Source organism: Stenotrophomonas sp. STEN021, assembly GCF_056760175.1.
Genome location: NZ_JBRREH010000055.1, coordinates 14,672 through 31,457, shown reverse-complemented (window position 1 = coordinate 31,457; position 16,786 = coordinate 14,672). Strand labels below are relative to the sequence as shown.

At 65.5% G+C, this 16,786-nt stretch carries 14 protein-coding genes; 11 read left to right on the top strand and 3 right to left on the bottom strand.

The window, feature by feature from the left end; all coding sequences use genetic code 11:
- Window positions 1-184 precede the first annotated feature (184 nt).
- The gene (locus ACVOL0_RS12870) at window positions 185-1,204 is read left to right on the top strand and encodes a DUF4380 domain-containing protein (RefSeq protein ID WP_481549444.1); all 1,020 of its coding nucleotides are present in this window, start codon (window positions 185-187) and stop codon (window positions 1,202-1,204) included.
- A gap of 225 nt (window positions 1,205-1,429) precedes the next feature.
- Window positions 1,430-3,034, top strand: coding sequence for an OpgD/OpgG family glucan biosynthesis protein (locus ACVOL0_RS12865; protein WP_481549443.1), 1,605 nt, complete (start codon window positions 1,430-1,432; stop codon window positions 3,032-3,034).
- Between the two features lie 141 nt (window positions 3,035-3,175).
- Here the strand turns inward: ACVOL0_RS12865 and ACVOL0_RS12860 are convergent, their stop codons facing one another.
- Window positions 3,176-3,796 carry a thymidine kinase gene (locus ACVOL0_RS12860; protein ID WP_481549442.1) on the bottom strand — a complete coding sequence of 207 codons (621 nt, stop codon included), beginning with the start codon at window positions 3,794-3,796 and terminating at the stop codon, window positions 3,176-3,178.
- A gap of 76 nt (window positions 3,797-3,872) precedes the next feature.
- On the opposite strand from ACVOL0_RS12860, the gene ACVOL0_RS12855 reads away from it, so the two are divergent.
- Together ACVOL0_RS12855 and ACVOL0_RS12850 are read left to right on the top strand one after the other, a co-directional pair.
- Complete coding sequence (locus ACVOL0_RS12855) at window positions 3,873-5,855, top strand: UvrD-helicase domain-containing protein (protein ID WP_481549445.1); 1,983 nt, start codon at window positions 3,873-3,875, stop codon at window positions 5,853-5,855.
- Window positions 5,856-6,097: 242 nt separating this feature from the next.
- Entirely contained in the window at window positions 6,098-6,619 is a 522-nt protein-coding gene (locus ACVOL0_RS12850) for a GNAT family N-acetyltransferase (protein ID WP_481549441.1), read from the top strand.
- Between the two features lie 6 nt (window positions 6,620-6,625).
- Here ACVOL0_RS12850 and ACVOL0_RS12845 read toward each other — a convergent pair whose 3' ends face one another.
- A complete protein-coding gene (locus ACVOL0_RS12845) occupies window positions 6,626-7,291 on the bottom strand; it encodes a YceH family protein (RefSeq protein ID WP_481549440.1) in 666 nt (221 codons plus the stop codon).
- A gap of 185 nt (window positions 7,292-7,476) precedes the next feature.
- On the opposite strand from ACVOL0_RS12845, the gene ACVOL0_RS12840 reads away from it, so the two are divergent.
- From ACVOL0_RS12840 to plsB, 4 genes are all read left to right on the top strand, one after another.
- Complete coding sequence (locus ACVOL0_RS12840; protein ID WP_481549439.1) at window positions 7,477-8,379, top strand: 5'-nucleotidase, lipoprotein e(P4) family; 903 nt, start codon at window positions 7,477-7,479, stop codon at window positions 8,377-8,379.
- Window positions 8,376-9,095 carry an orotidine-5'-phosphate decarboxylase gene (gene pyrF, locus ACVOL0_RS12835; protein WP_481549438.1) on the top strand — a complete coding sequence of 240 codons (720 nt, stop codon included), beginning with the start codon at window positions 8,376-8,378 and terminating at the stop codon, window positions 9,093-9,095. Before ACVOL0_RS12840 ends, pyrF begins: the two co-directional genes overlap by 4 nt.
- Before the next feature lie 440 nt (window positions 9,096-9,535).
- The gene (locus ACVOL0_RS12830; RefSeq protein ID WP_481549437.1) at window positions 9,536-10,498 is read left to right on the top strand and encodes a hypothetical protein; all 963 of its coding nucleotides are present in this window, start codon (window positions 9,536-9,538) and stop codon (window positions 10,496-10,498) included.
- An 8-nt stretch (window positions 10,499-10,506) separates the two neighbouring features.
- Window positions 10,507-13,128, top strand: coding sequence for a glycerol-3-phosphate 1-O-acyltransferase PlsB (gene plsB, locus ACVOL0_RS12825; RefSeq protein WP_481549436.1), 2,622 nt, complete (start codon window positions 10,507-10,509; stop codon window positions 13,126-13,128).
- Between the two features lie 260 nt (window positions 13,129-13,388).
- Here plsB and ACVOL0_RS12820 read toward each other — a convergent pair whose 3' ends face one another.
- Entirely contained in the window at window positions 13,389-13,583 is a 195-nt protein-coding gene (locus tag ACVOL0_RS12820) for a YdcH family protein (protein WP_481514344.1), read from the bottom strand.
- 75 nt (window positions 13,584-13,658) lie between these two features.
- On the opposite strand from ACVOL0_RS12820, the gene ttcA reads away from it, so the two are divergent.
- The 3 genes from ttcA to ACVOL0_RS12805 all read left to right on the top strand — a co-directional run bounded on the left by ttcA (window position 13,659) and on the right by ACVOL0_RS12805 (window position 16,482).
- Window positions 13,659-14,588 carry a tRNA 2-thiocytidine(32) synthetase TtcA gene (gene ttcA / locus ACVOL0_RS12815; RefSeq protein WP_481549435.1) on the top strand — a complete coding sequence of 310 codons (930 nt, stop codon included), beginning with the start codon at window positions 13,659-13,661 and terminating at the stop codon, window positions 14,586-14,588.
- Between the two features lie 140 nt (window positions 14,589-14,728).
- Window positions 14,729-15,637, top strand: a complete 909-nt coding sequence (locus ACVOL0_RS12810) for a recombination-associated protein RdgC (RefSeq protein WP_481549434.1) — start codon at window positions 14,729-14,731, stop codon at window positions 15,635-15,637.
- A 53-nt stretch (window positions 15,638-15,690) separates the two neighbouring features.
- Window positions 15,691-16,482 (top strand): M48 family metallopeptidase, encoded by a 792-nt coding sequence (locus ACVOL0_RS12805; protein ID WP_481549433.1) that lies wholly within the window; start codon window positions 15,691-15,693, stop codon window positions 16,480-16,482.
- Window positions 16,483-16,786: the final 304 nt, after the last annotated feature.

The following is a 16,786-nucleotide window of genomic DNA, read 5'->3' as shown; positions in this document are numbered from 1 at the left end:
CGCCCTCGCCCCCCCCCCCCCCCCCCCCCCCCCCCCCCCCCCCCCCCCCCCCCCCCCCCCCCCCCCCCCCCCCCCCCCCCCCCCCCCCCCCCCCCCCCCCCACTACAGGAGGCGCGGTGCGCTGCAAGCTCTGCCATGATCACCACTGACCTGCAGGGAGCACCCGATGCAGCTGCATCATCGAATGACCTTTTGCCTTCTGTTGCTGTCCTCATCTGCGACCGCTCAGCCCAGCATTCCGGCAGACGAGCGCTACGCCACTCTCGAAAGCAGTGAGCTGCAATTGCAGCTGACCTCCGCCTTCGGCGGCCGGGTACTGTCACTGCAGCGCAAAGGCGAACCGAATTTCCTGCGCATGGGCGCAGCGGTCCGCACACAGCCGGAGCCAGAGGTAAACGCCAACAGCGATGACATCGCCTACCTCGGCCACGACGTCTGGGTTGGCCCGCAGTCGCAGTGGTGGCTGCACCAGCAGATCAACCCCGAACGGCAGGCTGCTGCTGCCAACTGGCCGCCGGACCCATGGCTGTCACTCGCCCCTGCGCAATGGCTGCAGCGCGATGCCGGGCAACTGCGTCTGCGTGGTGCCGCCAGCCCGGTGACCGGCATGCAATTGGAGAAGACATTCCGGCGTGACCCCGAGCGCGCCGACACCGTGCAGCTGCTGGTCAGTGGCCAGAACATCCGTGACACGCCGGTCGCCTGGGACCTGTGGTTCAACACCCGCGTCCACCCGGCTACCCGCGTCTTCGTGCCGGTCAGCGCGGCCAGCGATGTCCGCGTCGAAGGCGCGCCCGACCCGGGCCAGCCGGACCATCGCTTTGAGGACGGCATGCTGGTGCTGCATGCCGGTGCCGGCAGCATGGGGCCGCGCGGCAAGTGGTTCGTGCAGCCCACGGTAGGCTGGATGGCAGGGTTCAATGGCAGCCAGGCCTTGATCATCCGTTTTGCCAAGCAGCCGCGTGCCAGCATCCATCCCGAGCAGGCCCAGGTCGAGCTGTATCTGGATGCTGGCGGCATCGCCGAGGGCTTGCTGGAGATGGAAGTGCATGCGCCCTACCGTGAGCTGCAAGCCGGCGAGCGGATGCAGGCGGCCGAGCAGTGGACGTTGTTGCAGTGGGACGGCGGGGATGACGCGGCGGCGCAGCGTGGATTCCTGTGTGCGCATGCGGTTGGGTTGCAGTTGGCTGGTGCTTGTCGGTAGAGCGCGGTCATGCGGTGCTGAGGGATTGCTGGCAAAGCCTCTGCCGAGCATGGCTCGGCACTACCTGCTTCTGCCCCCTCCCTTTGCCGCAGGCAAGGGGAGGGTTGGGGAGGGGTAGGCCTTTCGCCGAAGGCTGAAGGTGATGTTCATCCACCTCTGCTCCGAGGCTGTCGATTCACGTATTTGCGCCTACCATGCAGCGGTCCCCAACTGGCACGTCTTTCCATGCAACGACGCGACTTCCTGCGCAACGCCGCTGCCGCCCTGGCGGCCTTTGGACTTCCGGCCTTCAGCGCCTGTGCGGCCGGCAAACCCGCGCAGCTGGGCCTGCGCCGTCTGGGCCAGCCGCAGCCTTTCGACTTCGCCACGCTCAAGGGCCAGGCCCGCGCGCTGGCGCAGGCACCTTACAGGAGCCACAAGCGCACCCTGCCAGGCGCGCTGGAGAAACTCGACTGGGACCAGTATCAGTCCATCGGCTACCGTCAGGACCATGCGCTGTGGGCTGACCAGCCCGGCAAGTTCCAGGCGAAATTCTTCCACCTCGGCCTGTACTTCCATTCGCCGGTGCGCATGTTCGACGTGGTCGATGGCAAGGCGCAGGAGCTGGCCTATGACGGCGCGGCCTTCAACTACGGCAAGAGCGGCATCCACGATGGCGAGCTGCCGGCCGACCTCGGCTTTGCCGGCTTCCGCCTCAATACCCGCAGCGATACCGACCGTGACTTCGCTGCCTTCCTCGGCGCCAGCTATTTCCGCGCGGTAGGCAAGGAAGGCCAGTACGGGCAGTCGGCACGTGGCCTGGCCATTGATACCGGCATGGGCCGCCCGGAGGAGTTCCCGGATTTCATCGCCTATTACCTGGAACAGCCTGCCGCGGATTCGGACACCATCGTCGTTTACGGCCTGCTGGATTCACCCAGCGTGGCCGGTGCCTATCGTTTCGCCATCACCAACGGCGACGTGCTGCTGATGGACATCGACAGCGCGTTGTACCCGCGCAAGGAAATCGAGCGGCTCGGCATCGCGCCGTGCACCAGCATGTACCAGGTCGGTGAGAACGACCGCCGCATGGATTGGGACTGGCGTCCGGAGATCCATGACACCGACGGCTTGTCGATGTGGAACGGCGCCGGTGAGTGGATCTGGCGACCGCTGTGCAATCCGGCCAACCTGCGTTTCAACATGTTCGTGGACAACAACCCGCGCGGCTTCGGCCTGCTGCAGCGTGACCGCAACTTCGACCATTACCAGGACGACGGCGTGTTCTACGAGAAGCGCCCCTGTCTGTGGATCGAGCCCAAGGGGCAATGGGGCGAAGGCTCGGTACAGCTGGTGGAGATTCCCACTGTCGATGAAACCTTCGACAACATCGTTGCGTTCTGGAACCCCAAGGCCAAGCCGCAGCCGGGCCAGGAGTTGCTGGTCGGCTATCGCCTGTACTGGGGCGCCGAACCGCCGGCACGTCCGCCGCTTGCCCATTGCGTGGCCAGCCGCACCGGCCTGGGCGGCATCATCGGCAAGAAGCGCGAGTATTTCTCGTGGCGTTTCGCGGTGGATTTCGAAGGCGGCGAACTGGCCAGCCTGATCGACAAGGCCGAGGTCGAGGCGGTGGTGGAAACCAGCCGTGGTCGCGTGGAAGTGGTATCCGCGCGCCCGCTGCGTGAGATCAAGGGCTACCGTGCCATGTTCGACCTGGTGCCGCCGGACGGCAGCACCGATCAGATCGACGTACGGCTATACCTGCGCAGCGGTGGCAAGACTTTGACCGAAACCTGGCTGTACCAATACACGCCGCCGGCAGCCGGTGCGCCGGAGCGGACGTTGTATTGAGGCGCTTGAGCCCCTCTCCCTCCGGGAGAGGGGTTGGGGAGAGGGTCGGTCTGAAGCCACCAGAATGCGAGCTGCAGCAAGCTCCACCCGTACCCTCATCCGCCCTGCGGGCACCTTCTCCCGGCGGGAGAAGGAACGGCGTTACAACGGCAGCGGCGCCTGCATGGGATCAATCCGCCCCTCGCCGCGGGTGATCTTCTTGAACTCGGCGCGGCTCACCGACACATAACGGTCGTTGCCGCCGATCTCCACCTGTGGGCCGTCCTGTACGGCAAAGCCGTTCTCGTCCACGCGCACGGTCATCGTCGCCTTCTTGCCGCTGTGGCAGATGGTCTTGATCTCCTGCATCTCGTCGGCCCAGGCCAGCAGGTATTGGCTGCCTTCGAACAGTTCGCCACGGAAGTCGGTACGCAGGCCGTAGCACAGCACCGGGATGCGCAGCTGGTCGACCACCTCGGACAGCTGCCACACCTGTGACTTGCTCAGGAACTGCGCCTCATCCACCAGCACGCAACCGAGCTTGCCGTGGGCGGCAATGTCCTGCTTTATCAGCGCCTCCAGGTCGGTATCGCGCTCGAAGGTGGTGGCCTCGGCCTGCAGGCCGATCCGCGAGGCGACCACGCCGGTGCCGGCGCGGTGGTCCAGGTGCGGGGTCAGCAGGGCGACACGCATGCCGCGCTCGCGGTAGTTGTGCGCGGACTGCAGCAGGGTGGTGGTCTTGCCGGCGTTCATCGCCGAATAGTAGAAATAGAGCTTGGCCATGCCGCATTTTACCGCGCCAGCCGGCGCTCACGGGCGATGGCTTACACTGCCTGCCTGCGACTGAAACCACCCCATGCTGGACTCCCTCAATCCCCCCCAACGCGCGGCGGCTGTGCACGCCGAAGGTCCTCTGCTGGTGCTGGCTGGTGCCGGCAGCGGCAAGACGCGTGTGATCGTCGAGAAAATCGCCCATCTGATCGGCATTGGCCGCTACAGCGCCCGTCGCATCGCCGCGATTACCTTCACCAACAAATCGGCCAAGGAAATGCGTGAGCGTGTGGCCAAGCGCCTGCGCGCCGAGGATGCGGCCGAGGTCACCATCTGCACCTTCCACGCCTTGGGCCTGAAGTTCCTGCAGATCGAACATGAACAGGTGGGGTTGAAGCGCAACTTCTCCATCTTCGATGCCGATGATGCCGGCGCGCAGATCAAGGATCTGCTGGGCGGTACCAACGCCAAGCCCGACGACATCGAGGACATGAAGAACCTGATCTCGCGGGCCAAGAACTCCGGGCTGTCACCCGAGCAGGCAATGGCCGCGGCGCGCAGCAACCGCGAGAAGGACGCGGCGATGGTCTACGAGCTGTACCAGACCCGCCTGACCTCGTTCAACGCGGTGGATTTCGATGACCTGATCCGCCTGCCGGTGCAGGTGCTGGAAGAACACCCGGATATCGCCCTGGCCTGGCGCGAGCGCATCGGCTATCTGCTGGTCGACGAATGCCAGGACACCAACGATGCCCAGTACCGCCTGCTCAAGCAGCTGGCCGGGCCCGCCGGCAACTTCACCTGCGTGGGCGATGACGACCAGTCGATCTATGCCTGGCGTGGTGCCAATCCCGAGAATCTGCAGCAGATGGGCGTGGATTACCCCAAACTGCAGATCATCAAGCTGGAACAGAATTACCGCTGCTCCAACCGCGTGCTGCGCGCGGCCAATGCGCTGATCGCGCACAACCCGCACGAGCATCTGAAGACCTTGTGGTCCGACCAGGCCGACGGTGAACGGATCCGCGTGTGGGAGTGCCGCAACAGCGAACACGAAGCGGAAAAGGTGGCGGCGGAAATCCATTTCCTGGCGACCAGCCGCAAGATTCCGTGGAGTGATTTCTGCATCCTGTTCCGCGGCAACTTCCAGTCGCGTCCGCTGGAAAAAGCGATGCAGCTGGTCGGTGTGCCGTACCACCTCAACGGTGGCACCGTGTTCCTGGAACGGCAGGAAGTGAAGGACACACTGGCCTGGTTGCGGTTGATCGTGAACCCTGACGACGACACCGCTTTCATGCGCGCGGTGCAGTCGCCCAAGCGTGATGTCGGCGCCAGCACGCTGGCCAAGTTGGCCGAGCTGGCGTCCGAGAAAGACATTCCGATGGCGCAGGCCGCCGAGAGCATGGGCGCGCTGGCCCAGCTCACCCCGCGTGCGGCCAACAGCCTGAGCAAGTTCACCGACATCCTGCGCGCGCTGCGCCTGGACATGCGGCAGATGAGTTCGGGCGACCTGGTGCGGCGCGTGGCCAAGGACTCGGGCATGTTGGCCGAGCTGCGGCATGCGGCCAAGGACACTGCAGGCTACGAACGTCGCGCCAACAATCTGGAAGAGCTCGCCTCGTGGTTCGAGAGCGGTCCGCGCGGTGCCAGCGCTGCCGACATGGCCGCGCAGCTGGCGCTGATCTCGCGCAACGACAAGGACGATGGCGGCAACCAGGTGCGGATGATGACGCTGCATGCGTCCAAGGGCCTGGAGTTCCCGTATGTGTTCATCGTTGGCTGCGAGGACGGCGTGCTGCCGCATCAGGTCAGCCTGGATGAAGGCAACCTGCAGGAGGAGCGGCGCCTGCTGTACGTGGGCATCACCCGCGCCAAGATCCAGTTGTGGATGAGCTTCAGTCGTTTGACGCGCAAGTTTGGTGAGCACATCCGGCTCAAGCCGAGTCGTTTTTTCGACGAGATTCCGGCCGGCGAGATCCAGCGCGATGGTGCCGATCCGGTGGCCGATGCCGCGCACAAGCAGGAGCGGGCCAAGGCCGGATTGGCGGCGATCCAGGCGCTGTTTGATTGATGCTTGTCTCCTCCCCTTTGGCGCAGCCAAGGGGGAGGCCGGGAGGGGGTAGCTTTGGCCGCGGCCTTGCGGTTTGATTGGGGCTCGCCGCAAACAGCCCCTCAGTCCTCCTTGGCCAAAGGAGACGGAGGTAGTGCCGAGCCATGCTCGGCAGGGGCTCTACCGGCAAAAACCAAAAGCACCCCTCCCCAGCCCTCCCCTCTGCTACGCAGAAGGGAGGGGGCAAAGGCAACGAGCCCTCCATGTCCCTGATCCAGACCGAACGCCTGCAACTGCGCCTGCTGTGTGACGACGATGGCGATGCCGCCGGCATGCTGCAGCTGCTCAACGAGCCGGGCTTCCACGAATTCATCGGTGATCGCGGTGTTCGTACCGTGGAAGAAGCACGCGAGTACGTGCGCAAGCACACCTTCGGCAGCTATGCCGCGCATGGCTTTGGCATGTATGCGATTGAACGCCGCAGTGATGGTGCCTGGCTGGGCAACGCCGGACTGGTTCGACGCGATGGCCTGCCCTGCGCGGATGTCGGTTACGCCCTGCTGGGTGCCTACACCGGGCAAGGTTATGCACTGGAAGCCGTGCAGGGCGTGCTGGCTTATGCGCGCGGCACGCTCGGCCTGGGTGAGCTGCGTGCGGTGGTCTCGCCGGGCAACACGCGTTCGGTGGCGCTGCTGGAAAAGGCCGGTTTCCGCGATGACGGCACCGTGGTGCTGCCCGGCAAGGACGAACAGCTGCTGCTGTTCGTCAGCACGCCCAAAGACTGAGCCGGCTCAGCCGCCCAACTGCTGCTGCAATGCGGCCAGCTGTTCCTGCAGGGTAGCGACGGTGGCTTCCAGTTGCTGCACACGCTCTTCCAAGGCGCTGTTGTCGGCCGTGGCGGCAGCACCCGCCGGCGCGCGGTACTGCGCAGCCAGGGCATCCACATCCACCGGACCGCACAGCAGGTGCATGAAGCGGTCTTCGCGCTGTCCTGAAGCACGCGGCAGCTGCACAACCAGGCCGCGTTGCTGCATGCGGTCCAACTGGTGACGCAGGTCGGCGGCATCAGCGAATTTCGCCATGCGCTCGCTGCGGATGGTCAGCTCACCGGCGGTCTGCGGGCCACGCAGCAGCAGCAAACCGAGCAGCGCCACCTGCTGGCGTGGCAGGTCGAGCTTGGGGCAAGTCAGGTGCTCGTAGCGGTCGGCGCGCGCGGCGAAGTGCTGGCGCACCAGGCCCAGCGCCTCCAGCTGGCGCAGCGCGTGCTGCACCTTGCCGGGGTCCAGGTTCATCACCGGCTCGCGCGCGGTCTTCTGGTTGGCGGCCACCTGGGCGGCGTTGACCGTCAGCGGGTAGGTGTCCGGGGTGGTGGCCTCTTTCTCGATCAGGCAGCCCAACACGCGCGCCTGGGCAGCGTCGAGGATAAGGAAATCGGGGGTCTGGCTGGCGTCGGTCACGGTCCGGGCTCCGGTCTTGCTAGGGGGGCGCAAGCATAGCTGAGAGCCGAAATCCGGGGTAAAACCCGGGTCAGGGCCGGGTGTCGATACGGAATCCGATCCTGACTCTCGGTTTAGCCTGGCAAGGCGGGCAAAGCGGGGAGCCGGTAAACTTGCGCGGTTTTCAAAGATTCCCGGTAGTTCCCATGTCCCGATTTCCTGCCCTAACCCTGCTGGCCGCCGCCCTGCTGTCGCTGGCTGCCTGCAGCTCCACCGCGCCGTTGAGCCGCGTTTCGCCGGCCCCGGTCGACGCCGTCGTGGCTCCGGCCAATGCCCCCAACGACAACCTCAATGCCGTGCTGTGGGTGCAGCGTTCGCAGGAGTACCGGGCCAGCGCACTGCAGACCTGGAAGCTGGCCGCTGCGCAGCTCGACGCGGCGCTTGCCGATGGCAGCTGGACCGCGCTGCTGCCGGAAGAGGGCGGCACGCACCAGTCGGCCAAGCTGAAGCCGGCCGTGGTGGTGGACGTGGACGAGACCGTGCTCGACAACTCGCCCTACCAGGCGCGCCTGGTGCGCGATGGCAGCAGCTACAACGACGCGACCTGGGAAGCCTGGGTGGATGAGCGCAAGGCACAGCCGGTACCCGGCGCGGTGCAGTTCGCGCAGGCCGCTGCAGCCAAGGGCGTGACCATGATCTACATCAGCAACCGCACCGCGGCGATGAAGGACGCCACCATCGCCAACCTGCGCCAGGTCGGTTTCCCGGTCGCCGATGACAGCGTCTATCTGGGCCTGGGAACGCCGGTGCCGGGCTGCACCGAACATGGCAGTGAGAAGGGCTGCCGCCGCCAGCTGGTGGCGCAGAACTACCGCGTGCTGATGCAGGTGGGCGACCAGTTCACCGATTTCCTGCAGGTCGAGGACAACAGCCTGGCCGCGCGCGATCTGCTGCTGGACAAGTACCAGGGCTGGATCGGCTCGCGCTGGTGGATCCTGTCCAACCCCACCTACGGTGGCTGGGAAGGTGCGGCGATCAACAATGCCTGGTCGCTGCCGGCGGACCTGCGCAACGGGGCAAAGCGTGAAGCGCTGGAGGTGGCCCGATGAGCCGTGCACCGTTGCCGCTGCGTACTGACGAGCGCCTGATCTTCGCCCTCGACGTGCCGGGCAAGGCTGAAGCCATCGAATGGGTGGACAAGCTTGGCGACGCCGTGTCGTTCTACAAGATCGGCATGGAACTGCTGGCCTCGGGCGAGTATTTCGACGTGCTGGACGAACTGGCCAGGCGCGACAAGCGCGTGTTCGTCGACCTGAAGTTCTTCGACATTCCGGCCACCATTGCCGGCGTGATCAAGCGTTTGTCGCAGTGGCCGGTGAGCTACTGCACCATCCACGGCTGGCACCCCGGCATGATGGAAGCCGCCGCAGCCGCCAACAGCTCGGAGATGCGCCTGCTGGCGGTCACCGTGCTGACCTCGATGGGGCGCCCGGATCTGGCCCAGATGGGCATCGACCGTGAACCCGTCGATGTGGTGGTGGAGCGCGCCTTGGCCGCGCAGCGCGCCGGCATCGACGGCGTGATCGCTTCCGGGCAGGAAGCCGCGCCGATCCGCGCCGCTACGGGTCAGGGTTTCTCCATCGTCTGCCCCGGTATCCGCCCCGGCGGCCCGGTGGGTGACGACCAGCAACGCACTGTGGGTGTGGCTCAGGCCTTTGCCGATGGCGCCGATGCCATCGTCGTGGGCCGACCGATCCGCCTGGCGGCCGACCCGCGCGCCACCGCGCTGGCCATTCAGTGTGAAATTGCAGAATCAATCAAGTAAATCAATCACTTACATTGTGGTTTATAAAGTGTTGCTTTAACTGAATCGGGCGCGTAGGCTACGTCTCGTCCGGCTCTGCCGGCGATGCGTCAAACATGTCTACCGGTCCCGTACCGGTTTGAGGAGGTCTGTCACCGGCAACGGGGCGGCCTCTTTTTTTATGCCTGGATTTGCGGGTTGGGATTCGTTGAGAGCAACAGCGCTCGTCGCTTCGCGGCGTGGCAGCCGGAGAGTAGACCCGGCCCCGTGTATGAACCCACCCAGGCAGCCATGCACCCTTCCCTTTGCCGCAGGCAAGGGGAGGGCCGGGGAGCGGGGCTCCTGCTGTCAGCCGTCACTGAACCCCAATCCCGACTCTCCGCTCCACCGTGACGGCCGTGCTTGCTGCTGTCACCGGGCAGGCATCAAGATGCTTGGCCTACGGGAGGATAGCCGCCGCCATGCAACGCCGTTCACTACCCCGCCGTCACACCATGATCTTGGCGTCGGTCTGCCTTGTAGCCCTGTTGGCGGCCTGCAAGCGCAACGCCGAGCCTTTGCCCGGCGCCGCCACCGAGCCTGCTGCGGCGGTGCGCCAGCTGACCCAGCACCTGCGCAACAACGATCTGGTCGGCTATGCCCGCGCGGCGGTGCCGCCGGCCCAGTACGCCGAGCTGGAAGCGGCCTGGGCGCAGGGCCATAGCCGCTGGCCGCTGACCGAGCTGCCCTTGGACGAAAAGCTGCCTGCGCTGCTGGCCACGCTGGCGGAGCAGGATGCCGAGCGCAAACTGCAGCGCGCCTTCAAGGCGCAGCTGGAGGGCCAGACCGCCGCCGTGCGGCAGGCCGCGCATTCGCTGGGCCTGTTCGGTGTGCAATACATCAGCCATCAAGGTGACTACAACGCGGCCGAACGTGCGCACTACGTGCAGCTGGTCACCGCGCTCAGCGACTGGGCGCAGGCCGCACCGCTGCCGGACCCCAAGCTGGCGCAGTCCTCGATTGCCACCCTCACGGCTGCTGCCCGCGCCACTGGTCTGGCCGATGAGCAGGCCTTCCAGCAGGCCGGGATGACCGGCACCTTGCAGAAACTCGGCCCGTTCGCCGCTGCCAGCAAGCAGGTGCTGGCCGCCTATGGCCTGAAGCTGGATGAGAGCGTGGAGCAGATGCGTACCGGCCTGGTCTCGCAGGACGGCGACCGCGCCACCGTGCGTGTGCAGTACCCGCTGGCTGGCAAGCAGCTGGATCTTGAAGTTGCCCTGGTGCGCCACGACAAGCGCTGGTATCTGGCGCGCACGCTCAGCGATGTGGATGCCGTGTTGGTGGCCGCACGCGCCGCCGAACAGGCCAAGGCCGAAGCCTTGCAGCCAGCTGAAACTACAGCTCCGGAAACACCAGACAACGCCGCAGCGGCGGCTAAGCCATAATGGCGCCGATGTCGAAACAGAAATCCCAGCCCGACCAGGGTGAACTGCTGCCGCCGGACGACGCCAACGCGACGCCCGCCACTCCTGCTGCCATCGTGCCGGGCGCTTCCGCGCGCCCGTCAGCGGCGGCCCGTGCCGCGCGTCGCCCGTGGTGGGCGCGCCTGCTGGGCAAGCTGATCGAGCCCTGGCTTGGCCTGAAGATCGAGCCCGAGCAGGCCGGCCAGCACAACGATGGCCGCCCGGTGGTGTACGTGCTGGAGGACTACGGCCTGTCCAACGCGCTGATCCTGGACAAGGCCTGCCGCGATGCCGGCCTGCCCTCGCCGCTGGTGCCGCTGGCCGGCGACCCGACCGGGCGCAAGCGCGCCTACGTGGCGCTGTCGCGGCGTTCCAGCAACAGTGCGCTGATCCCCGAGCAGCGCGGCGCCAAGACCCACTCCGACTCGCTGGCCAAGCTGCTGCAGGCGCACCGCGCCAACCCGGGCCTGGATGTGCACCTGGTGCCGGTGTCGATCTTCGTCGGCCGCGCCCCGGACAAGCAGAGCGGCTGGTTCGCGGTGCTGTTCTCGGAAAACTGGGCGCTGGTCGGCCGCTTCCGCCGCCTGCTGGCGATCCTGCTCAACGGCCGCGACACCATCGTCCGTTTCGCCCCGCCGGTATCGCTGCGCGGCACCGTCGACGAAGGCCTGGAGCCCGAGCGCACCGTCCGCAAGCTGCAGCGCGTGCTGCGCACCCACTTCCGCCGCATCCGCGAATCCATCATCGGCCCGGATCTTTCCACCCGCCGCCTGCTGGTGGACAAGGTGCTGGAATCGGATTCGGTGCGCGAAGCCATCGCCGTGCAGGCCAAGCGCGACAACTCCAAGACCACCGACGCCTGGAAGAAGGCGCAGGGCTATGCCTGGGAGATCGCTGCCGACTATTCCACCCCAGTGGTGCGTTCGGCCAGCTTCATGCTCAGCCACGTCTGGAACCGCATCTATGCCGGCGTGCTGGTGCATCACCTGGACAAGTTCAAGGAAGCCGCGCCTGGCCACGAAATCATCTACGTGCCCAGCCACCGCAGCCACATGGACTACCTGCTGCTGAGCTACCTGTTGTACGACCGCGGCATCGTGCCGCCGCACATCGTGGCCGGCATCAACCTCAACCTGCCGGTGGTCGGCACCTTGCTGCGCAAGGGCGGCGCGTTCTTCATCCGTCGCTCGATCAAGGGCAACGCGCTGTACTCGGCGGTGCTCAGCGAGTACGTCGCGCAGCTGGTGGCCGGTGGTTACTCGATCGAATACTTCGTCGAAGGCGGGCGCTCGCGTACCGGTCGCCTGCTGCAGCCCAAGGGCGGCATGATCTCGATGACGCTGCGCGCCTTCCTGCGGCAGCCGCGCAAGCCGGTGCTGTTCCAGCCCATCTACGTCGGCTATGAAAAGCTGATGGAGGGCAACAGCTACCTGGACGAGCTGACTGGCCGGCCGAAGGAAAAGGAATCGATCTGGGCGCTGCTGTGGGGCATTCCCAAGGTGCTCAAGCAGAACTACGGCCAGGTGGTGGTGAACTTCGGCGAGCCGATCGCGCTCAACGATGTGCTGGCGAAGATGGCGCCGGAATGGGATGGGCAGCCGGTGCCCGAGGACGAGAAGCCGAGCTGGTTGTCCGGCACGGTCGACACGCTTGCCGAGCAGATCCAAGAGCGCATCAACGCCGCCGCCGACGTCAACCCGATCAACCTGCTGGCGCTGGCGTTGCTGTCCACGCCCAAGCACGCGATGGGCGAGGCCGACCTGATCGCGCAGATCGAGCTGTGCAAGAAGCTGCTGGTGGAAATGCCGTACTCCGACCGGGTCACGGTCACCCCGCATTCGCCCGAGCGCATCATTGCCCACGCCGAGGAAATCAACGTCCTCACCCGCATCAAGCACCCGCTGGGCGATGTGCTCAGCGTGAGTGGCGACACTGCGGTGTTGTTGAGCTATTTCCGCAACAACGTGCTGCACCTGTTCACCGCCTCGTCGTGGGTGGCCTGCTGCTTCCAGAACAACCGCCGCATGAGCCGCGGTGGCCTGCTGCGTCTGGGTCGGGGTCTGTATCCGTTCCTGCAGGCGGAGTTGTTCCTGCCGTGGACCGAGGACGAGTTCGCTGCCCGCATCGACCAGACCATCGACGTTTTCGTACGTGAAGGCCTGCTGCAGCACGTGGGCGAGGACGACGGTGGCATGCTGGCGCGCAGCACCGGCCAGACCGATGAAGTGTTCCGCCTGCGTGCGATTGGTCATTCGCTGCAACAGGCCTTCGAGCGCTATTACATCGCCATCTCGGTACTGGTGAAGAATGGCCCGGGCACGCTGGGTGCCGGTGAACTGGAAAGCCTGTGCCAGCAGGCTGCGCAGCGCCTGAGCCTGTTGTATGCCCCGGCCGCGCCGGAGTTCTTCGACAAGACGCTGTTCCGTGGCTTCATCCAGAAGATGCGCGAATTGCGCCTGGTCTGGCCGGACCAGAACAGCAAGCTGTTGTTCGATGAACGCCTGGATGCCTGGGCCAAGGACGCCAAGTTCATCCTTGGCCGCGAACTGCGCCACACCATCGAGCGTGTGAGCCCGGAAGCGGCGAAGCCGGAAGTGCCGCCAGCAGCATGATGGGAGTCCCGTAGAGCGGAGCCATGCTCCGCTGGGGCAGTGCCGGTACAGCCCCTGCCGAGCATGGCTCGGCACTACCCTATCGACGGGTCTTGTGGGAGCGGCGTAAGCCGCGAAGCCACTGCTCAACCAGGGTGCAGGCATGCCGGTGATTTCAACGCTGCCGTGCTTTGCGGCTTACGCCGCTGCCACAAGCCCTGCGGTGTTGATGGATTGCCTTGGAAAGCCCCTGCCGAGCATGGCTCGGCACTACGCCGCATTCAGGCTGGTTCGTTCGGGATCAGCATGCTTTCCAGCTTGGTGATGCAGTCGCGCAGCTGCAGCTTGCGCTTCTTCAGCCGCTTGGCTTCCAGATCGTCGTCCGGGTTGGCGGCCAGGCGCGCGATGTCTTCGTCCAGGCTGCGGTGTTCGGCGCGCAGCACGGCGATGCGTTGGCTGATCTGCTCGGGGGTCATGGTCTCCACGGGGATTGAGCATACACGTTGCCGCTGGCCGCGTGAGTGACCCCGCCGACCCGGTAGAATGGCTGGATGAGCGCTGTCATTTCCCTGCCCGATCCCGCCCCGCGGGCCCGCGATCCGCACGCGGCCGAACGTGAACACCAGAAACTCGGCAAACGCCTGCGTCACCAGGTAGGCCAGGCCATTGCCGACTTCGGCATGATCGAGGCCGGCGACAAGGTGATGGTCTGCCTGTCCGGCGGCAAGGACAGCTATACCTTGCTGGACATCCTGTTGCAGCTGCAGAAGAAGGCGCCGGTGCCGTTCGAACTGGTGGCGGTGAACCTGGACCAGAAGCAGCCGGGTTTCCCCGAGCATGTGCTGCCCGAATACCTGGCCTCGGTGGGCGTGCCGTACCACATCATCGAACAGGACACGTATTCGGTGGTGAGCCGGGTGATCCCGGAAGGCAAGACCATGTGTTCGCTGTGCTCGCGCATGCGCCGTGGCTCGCTGTACACCTATGCCGAAGCCAATGGTTTCACCAAGATCGCGCTGGGCCACCACCGCGATGACATGGTGGCCACGTTCTTCATGAACCTGTTCCACCACTCCAAGATTTCCGGCATGCCGCCGAAGCTGCGCAGCGACGATGGCAAGCATGTGGTGATCCGCCCACTGGCCTATGTGCGCGAAGCGGACATCATCGAATACGCCAACACCCGCCAGTTCCCGATCATTCCGTGCAACCTGTGCGGCAGCCAGGAAAACCTGCAGCGCAAGCAGATCGGCCTGATGATGAAGCAGTGGGAAAAGGACACGCCCGGCCGCATTGAGCAGATTTCCCGCGCGCTGGGTGATATCCGCCCGTCGCAGCTGGCCGACCCCAAGCTGTTCGACTTCATGGCGCTCGGTCGCCGTGAAGACGCGCCACAGTCTGATGCGCAGGCGTGGCTGGACGGCAGCGACAAGCAGCAGGATCAAGCAGCCCTTCTCCCGCCGGGAGAAGGCTTGGGATGAGGGTGAGCAGTGCTACGGTGATCTGAAATCAGGTAGTGCGCCCTTCTCATTCGCCCGCCTCGATGGCGGCAAGCTCTTCGGAGCAGCTTCTCCTGCGTGGAGAAGCAAGCCCTGAACCATGAATACGAAATAGGACATCCATGTTTTTCAAGAACCTCACGCTGTTCCGTTTCCCTACCTCCATTGATTTTTCCGACGTCGACACGCTGCTGCCGCAGGTGGTGCTCAAGCCGGTCGGCGCGCTGGAAATGACCTCGCGCGGCTTCATCTCGCCGTTCGGTCGTGAAGAAAAGACCCAGTTCTCGCACCGCATCGGCGATGCGTTGTGGCTGACTGTCGGTGGCGAAGACAAGATCCTGCCCAGCGTGGTGGTGAACGACCTGCTGCAGCGCAAGCTGGAAGAGATCGAAGAGAAGGAAGGCCGCAAGCCCGGCGGCCGCGAGCGCAAGCGCCTGAAGGACGACCTGCTGCACGAGCTGCTGCCGCGCGCCTTCGTCAAGAGCTCGCGCACGGATGCGTTCCTCGACCTGCAGCACGGTTACGTTGCGGTCGACAGTTCCAGCCGCAAGACCGGCGAGAACGTGATGAGCGACATCCGCGGCATGCTTGGCAGCTTCCCGGCGATGCCGCTGAACGCCGAAGTCGCGCCGCGCGCCATCCTGACCGCGTGGATCGCAGGTGAGCCGTTGCCCGAAGGCCTGAGCCTGGGCGAAGAGTGCGAGATGAAGGACCCGGCCGAAGGCGGCGCGGTGGTCAAGTGCCAGCACCAGGAACTGCGCTGCGACGAGATCGACAAGCATCTTGATGCCGGCAAGCAGGTCACCAAGCTGGCGCTGATCTTCGAGGACAACCTGTCCTTCGTGCTCGGCGACGACCTGATCGTGCGCAAGCTGAAATTCCTCGATGGCGCGCTGGACCAGCTCGAGCACATCGACGAAGAGGGCCGCCGCGCCGAACTGGATGCCCGCTTCGCCCTGCAGAGCGGTGAAATCCGCCGGCTGTTCCTGCTGTTGGAGCAGGCGTTCAAGCTGAGCAAGGCTGATAGCTGAACCCGTTGCTGACCTACCCGGTTTCGTAACCGGGTAGGGACTATGCTGGGACCATGGTTAGTCTGCTTCGCCGTCTGATGACCCCCGCCGCGCCGGTGATCCAGCGCGACACGGTGCGCCTGCGTCTGGACGATGCCGAGATCGACGTGTTGCGCGTGCGTGATCCGCGTGCACGCCGGCTCAAACTCAGCGTGGACGAACGTGGCGCACGGCTGACGATGCCGCTACGGGCAAGCCTGGTTTCCGGCGAGCGTTTCCTGCAGGCCAACCGGCAATGGTTGCAGCAGCAGTTGGCGCGGCTGGGCGGCGATGGTTTGCTGGCACCGGCCTTGCGCCTGCGTGAGCCCGGTGTGCTGCCGCTGCGCGGTGAGCTGTTGCCGGTGCAGTGGCAAGAGGGCCGGTTTACCCGCATCGAGGCGGATGCTGGGGTGGTGACGATCCAGCTGCCGGCACGTGCAGGCGAGCCCGCGTTGCGGCGCGCGCTGCGTGAGTTCTATGAAGTGCAGGTGCGTGCCGATGTCGGCCAATGGTTGCCGCGTTATCTGCCGGGCCTGGCACGTGCGCCGTCGCGGCTGCGGCCGAAGGTGATGTCCTCGCAATGGGGCTCGCTGGCACCGGATGGTTCGATGGCGCTGGATCTGGCCCTGGTATTGGCGCGGCCATCGGCGTTCGAGTACGTGCTGGTGCACGAGCTGTGCCACTTGTTGCAGGCCAACCACTCGCCGGCGTTCTGGGCGGAAGTGGAAGCGCGCTTTCCTGCGTGGCGGGATGAGCGTGATTACCTGCGTGAGGAAGGCCGTCGCTTGAAGAGCACCTTGCATCAGCTGCTGCGGGCGCAGGGCTGAGGCCAAAGCCGGCCACAGTAGTGCCGAGCCATGCTCGGCAGGGCCCTACCGGCAAGATCACAAGCCTCCCCTCATCCCAACCCTTCTCCCGCAAGCGGGAGAAGGGCTAAGGCAAGGGCAAGAACAAGGCAAGAGCCAAGAGCCAAGAGCCAAGAGCCAAGAGCCAAGAGCGCCCCTCCCCAACCCTCCCCTTGCCTGCGGCAAAGGGAGGGAGAACAGCAGGCGCTGCAGGTATCGAGAAGGCCGCCAATTGCACGATCCGTCCCCTCCCTTTGCCGTAGGCAAGGGGAGGGCTAGGGAGGGG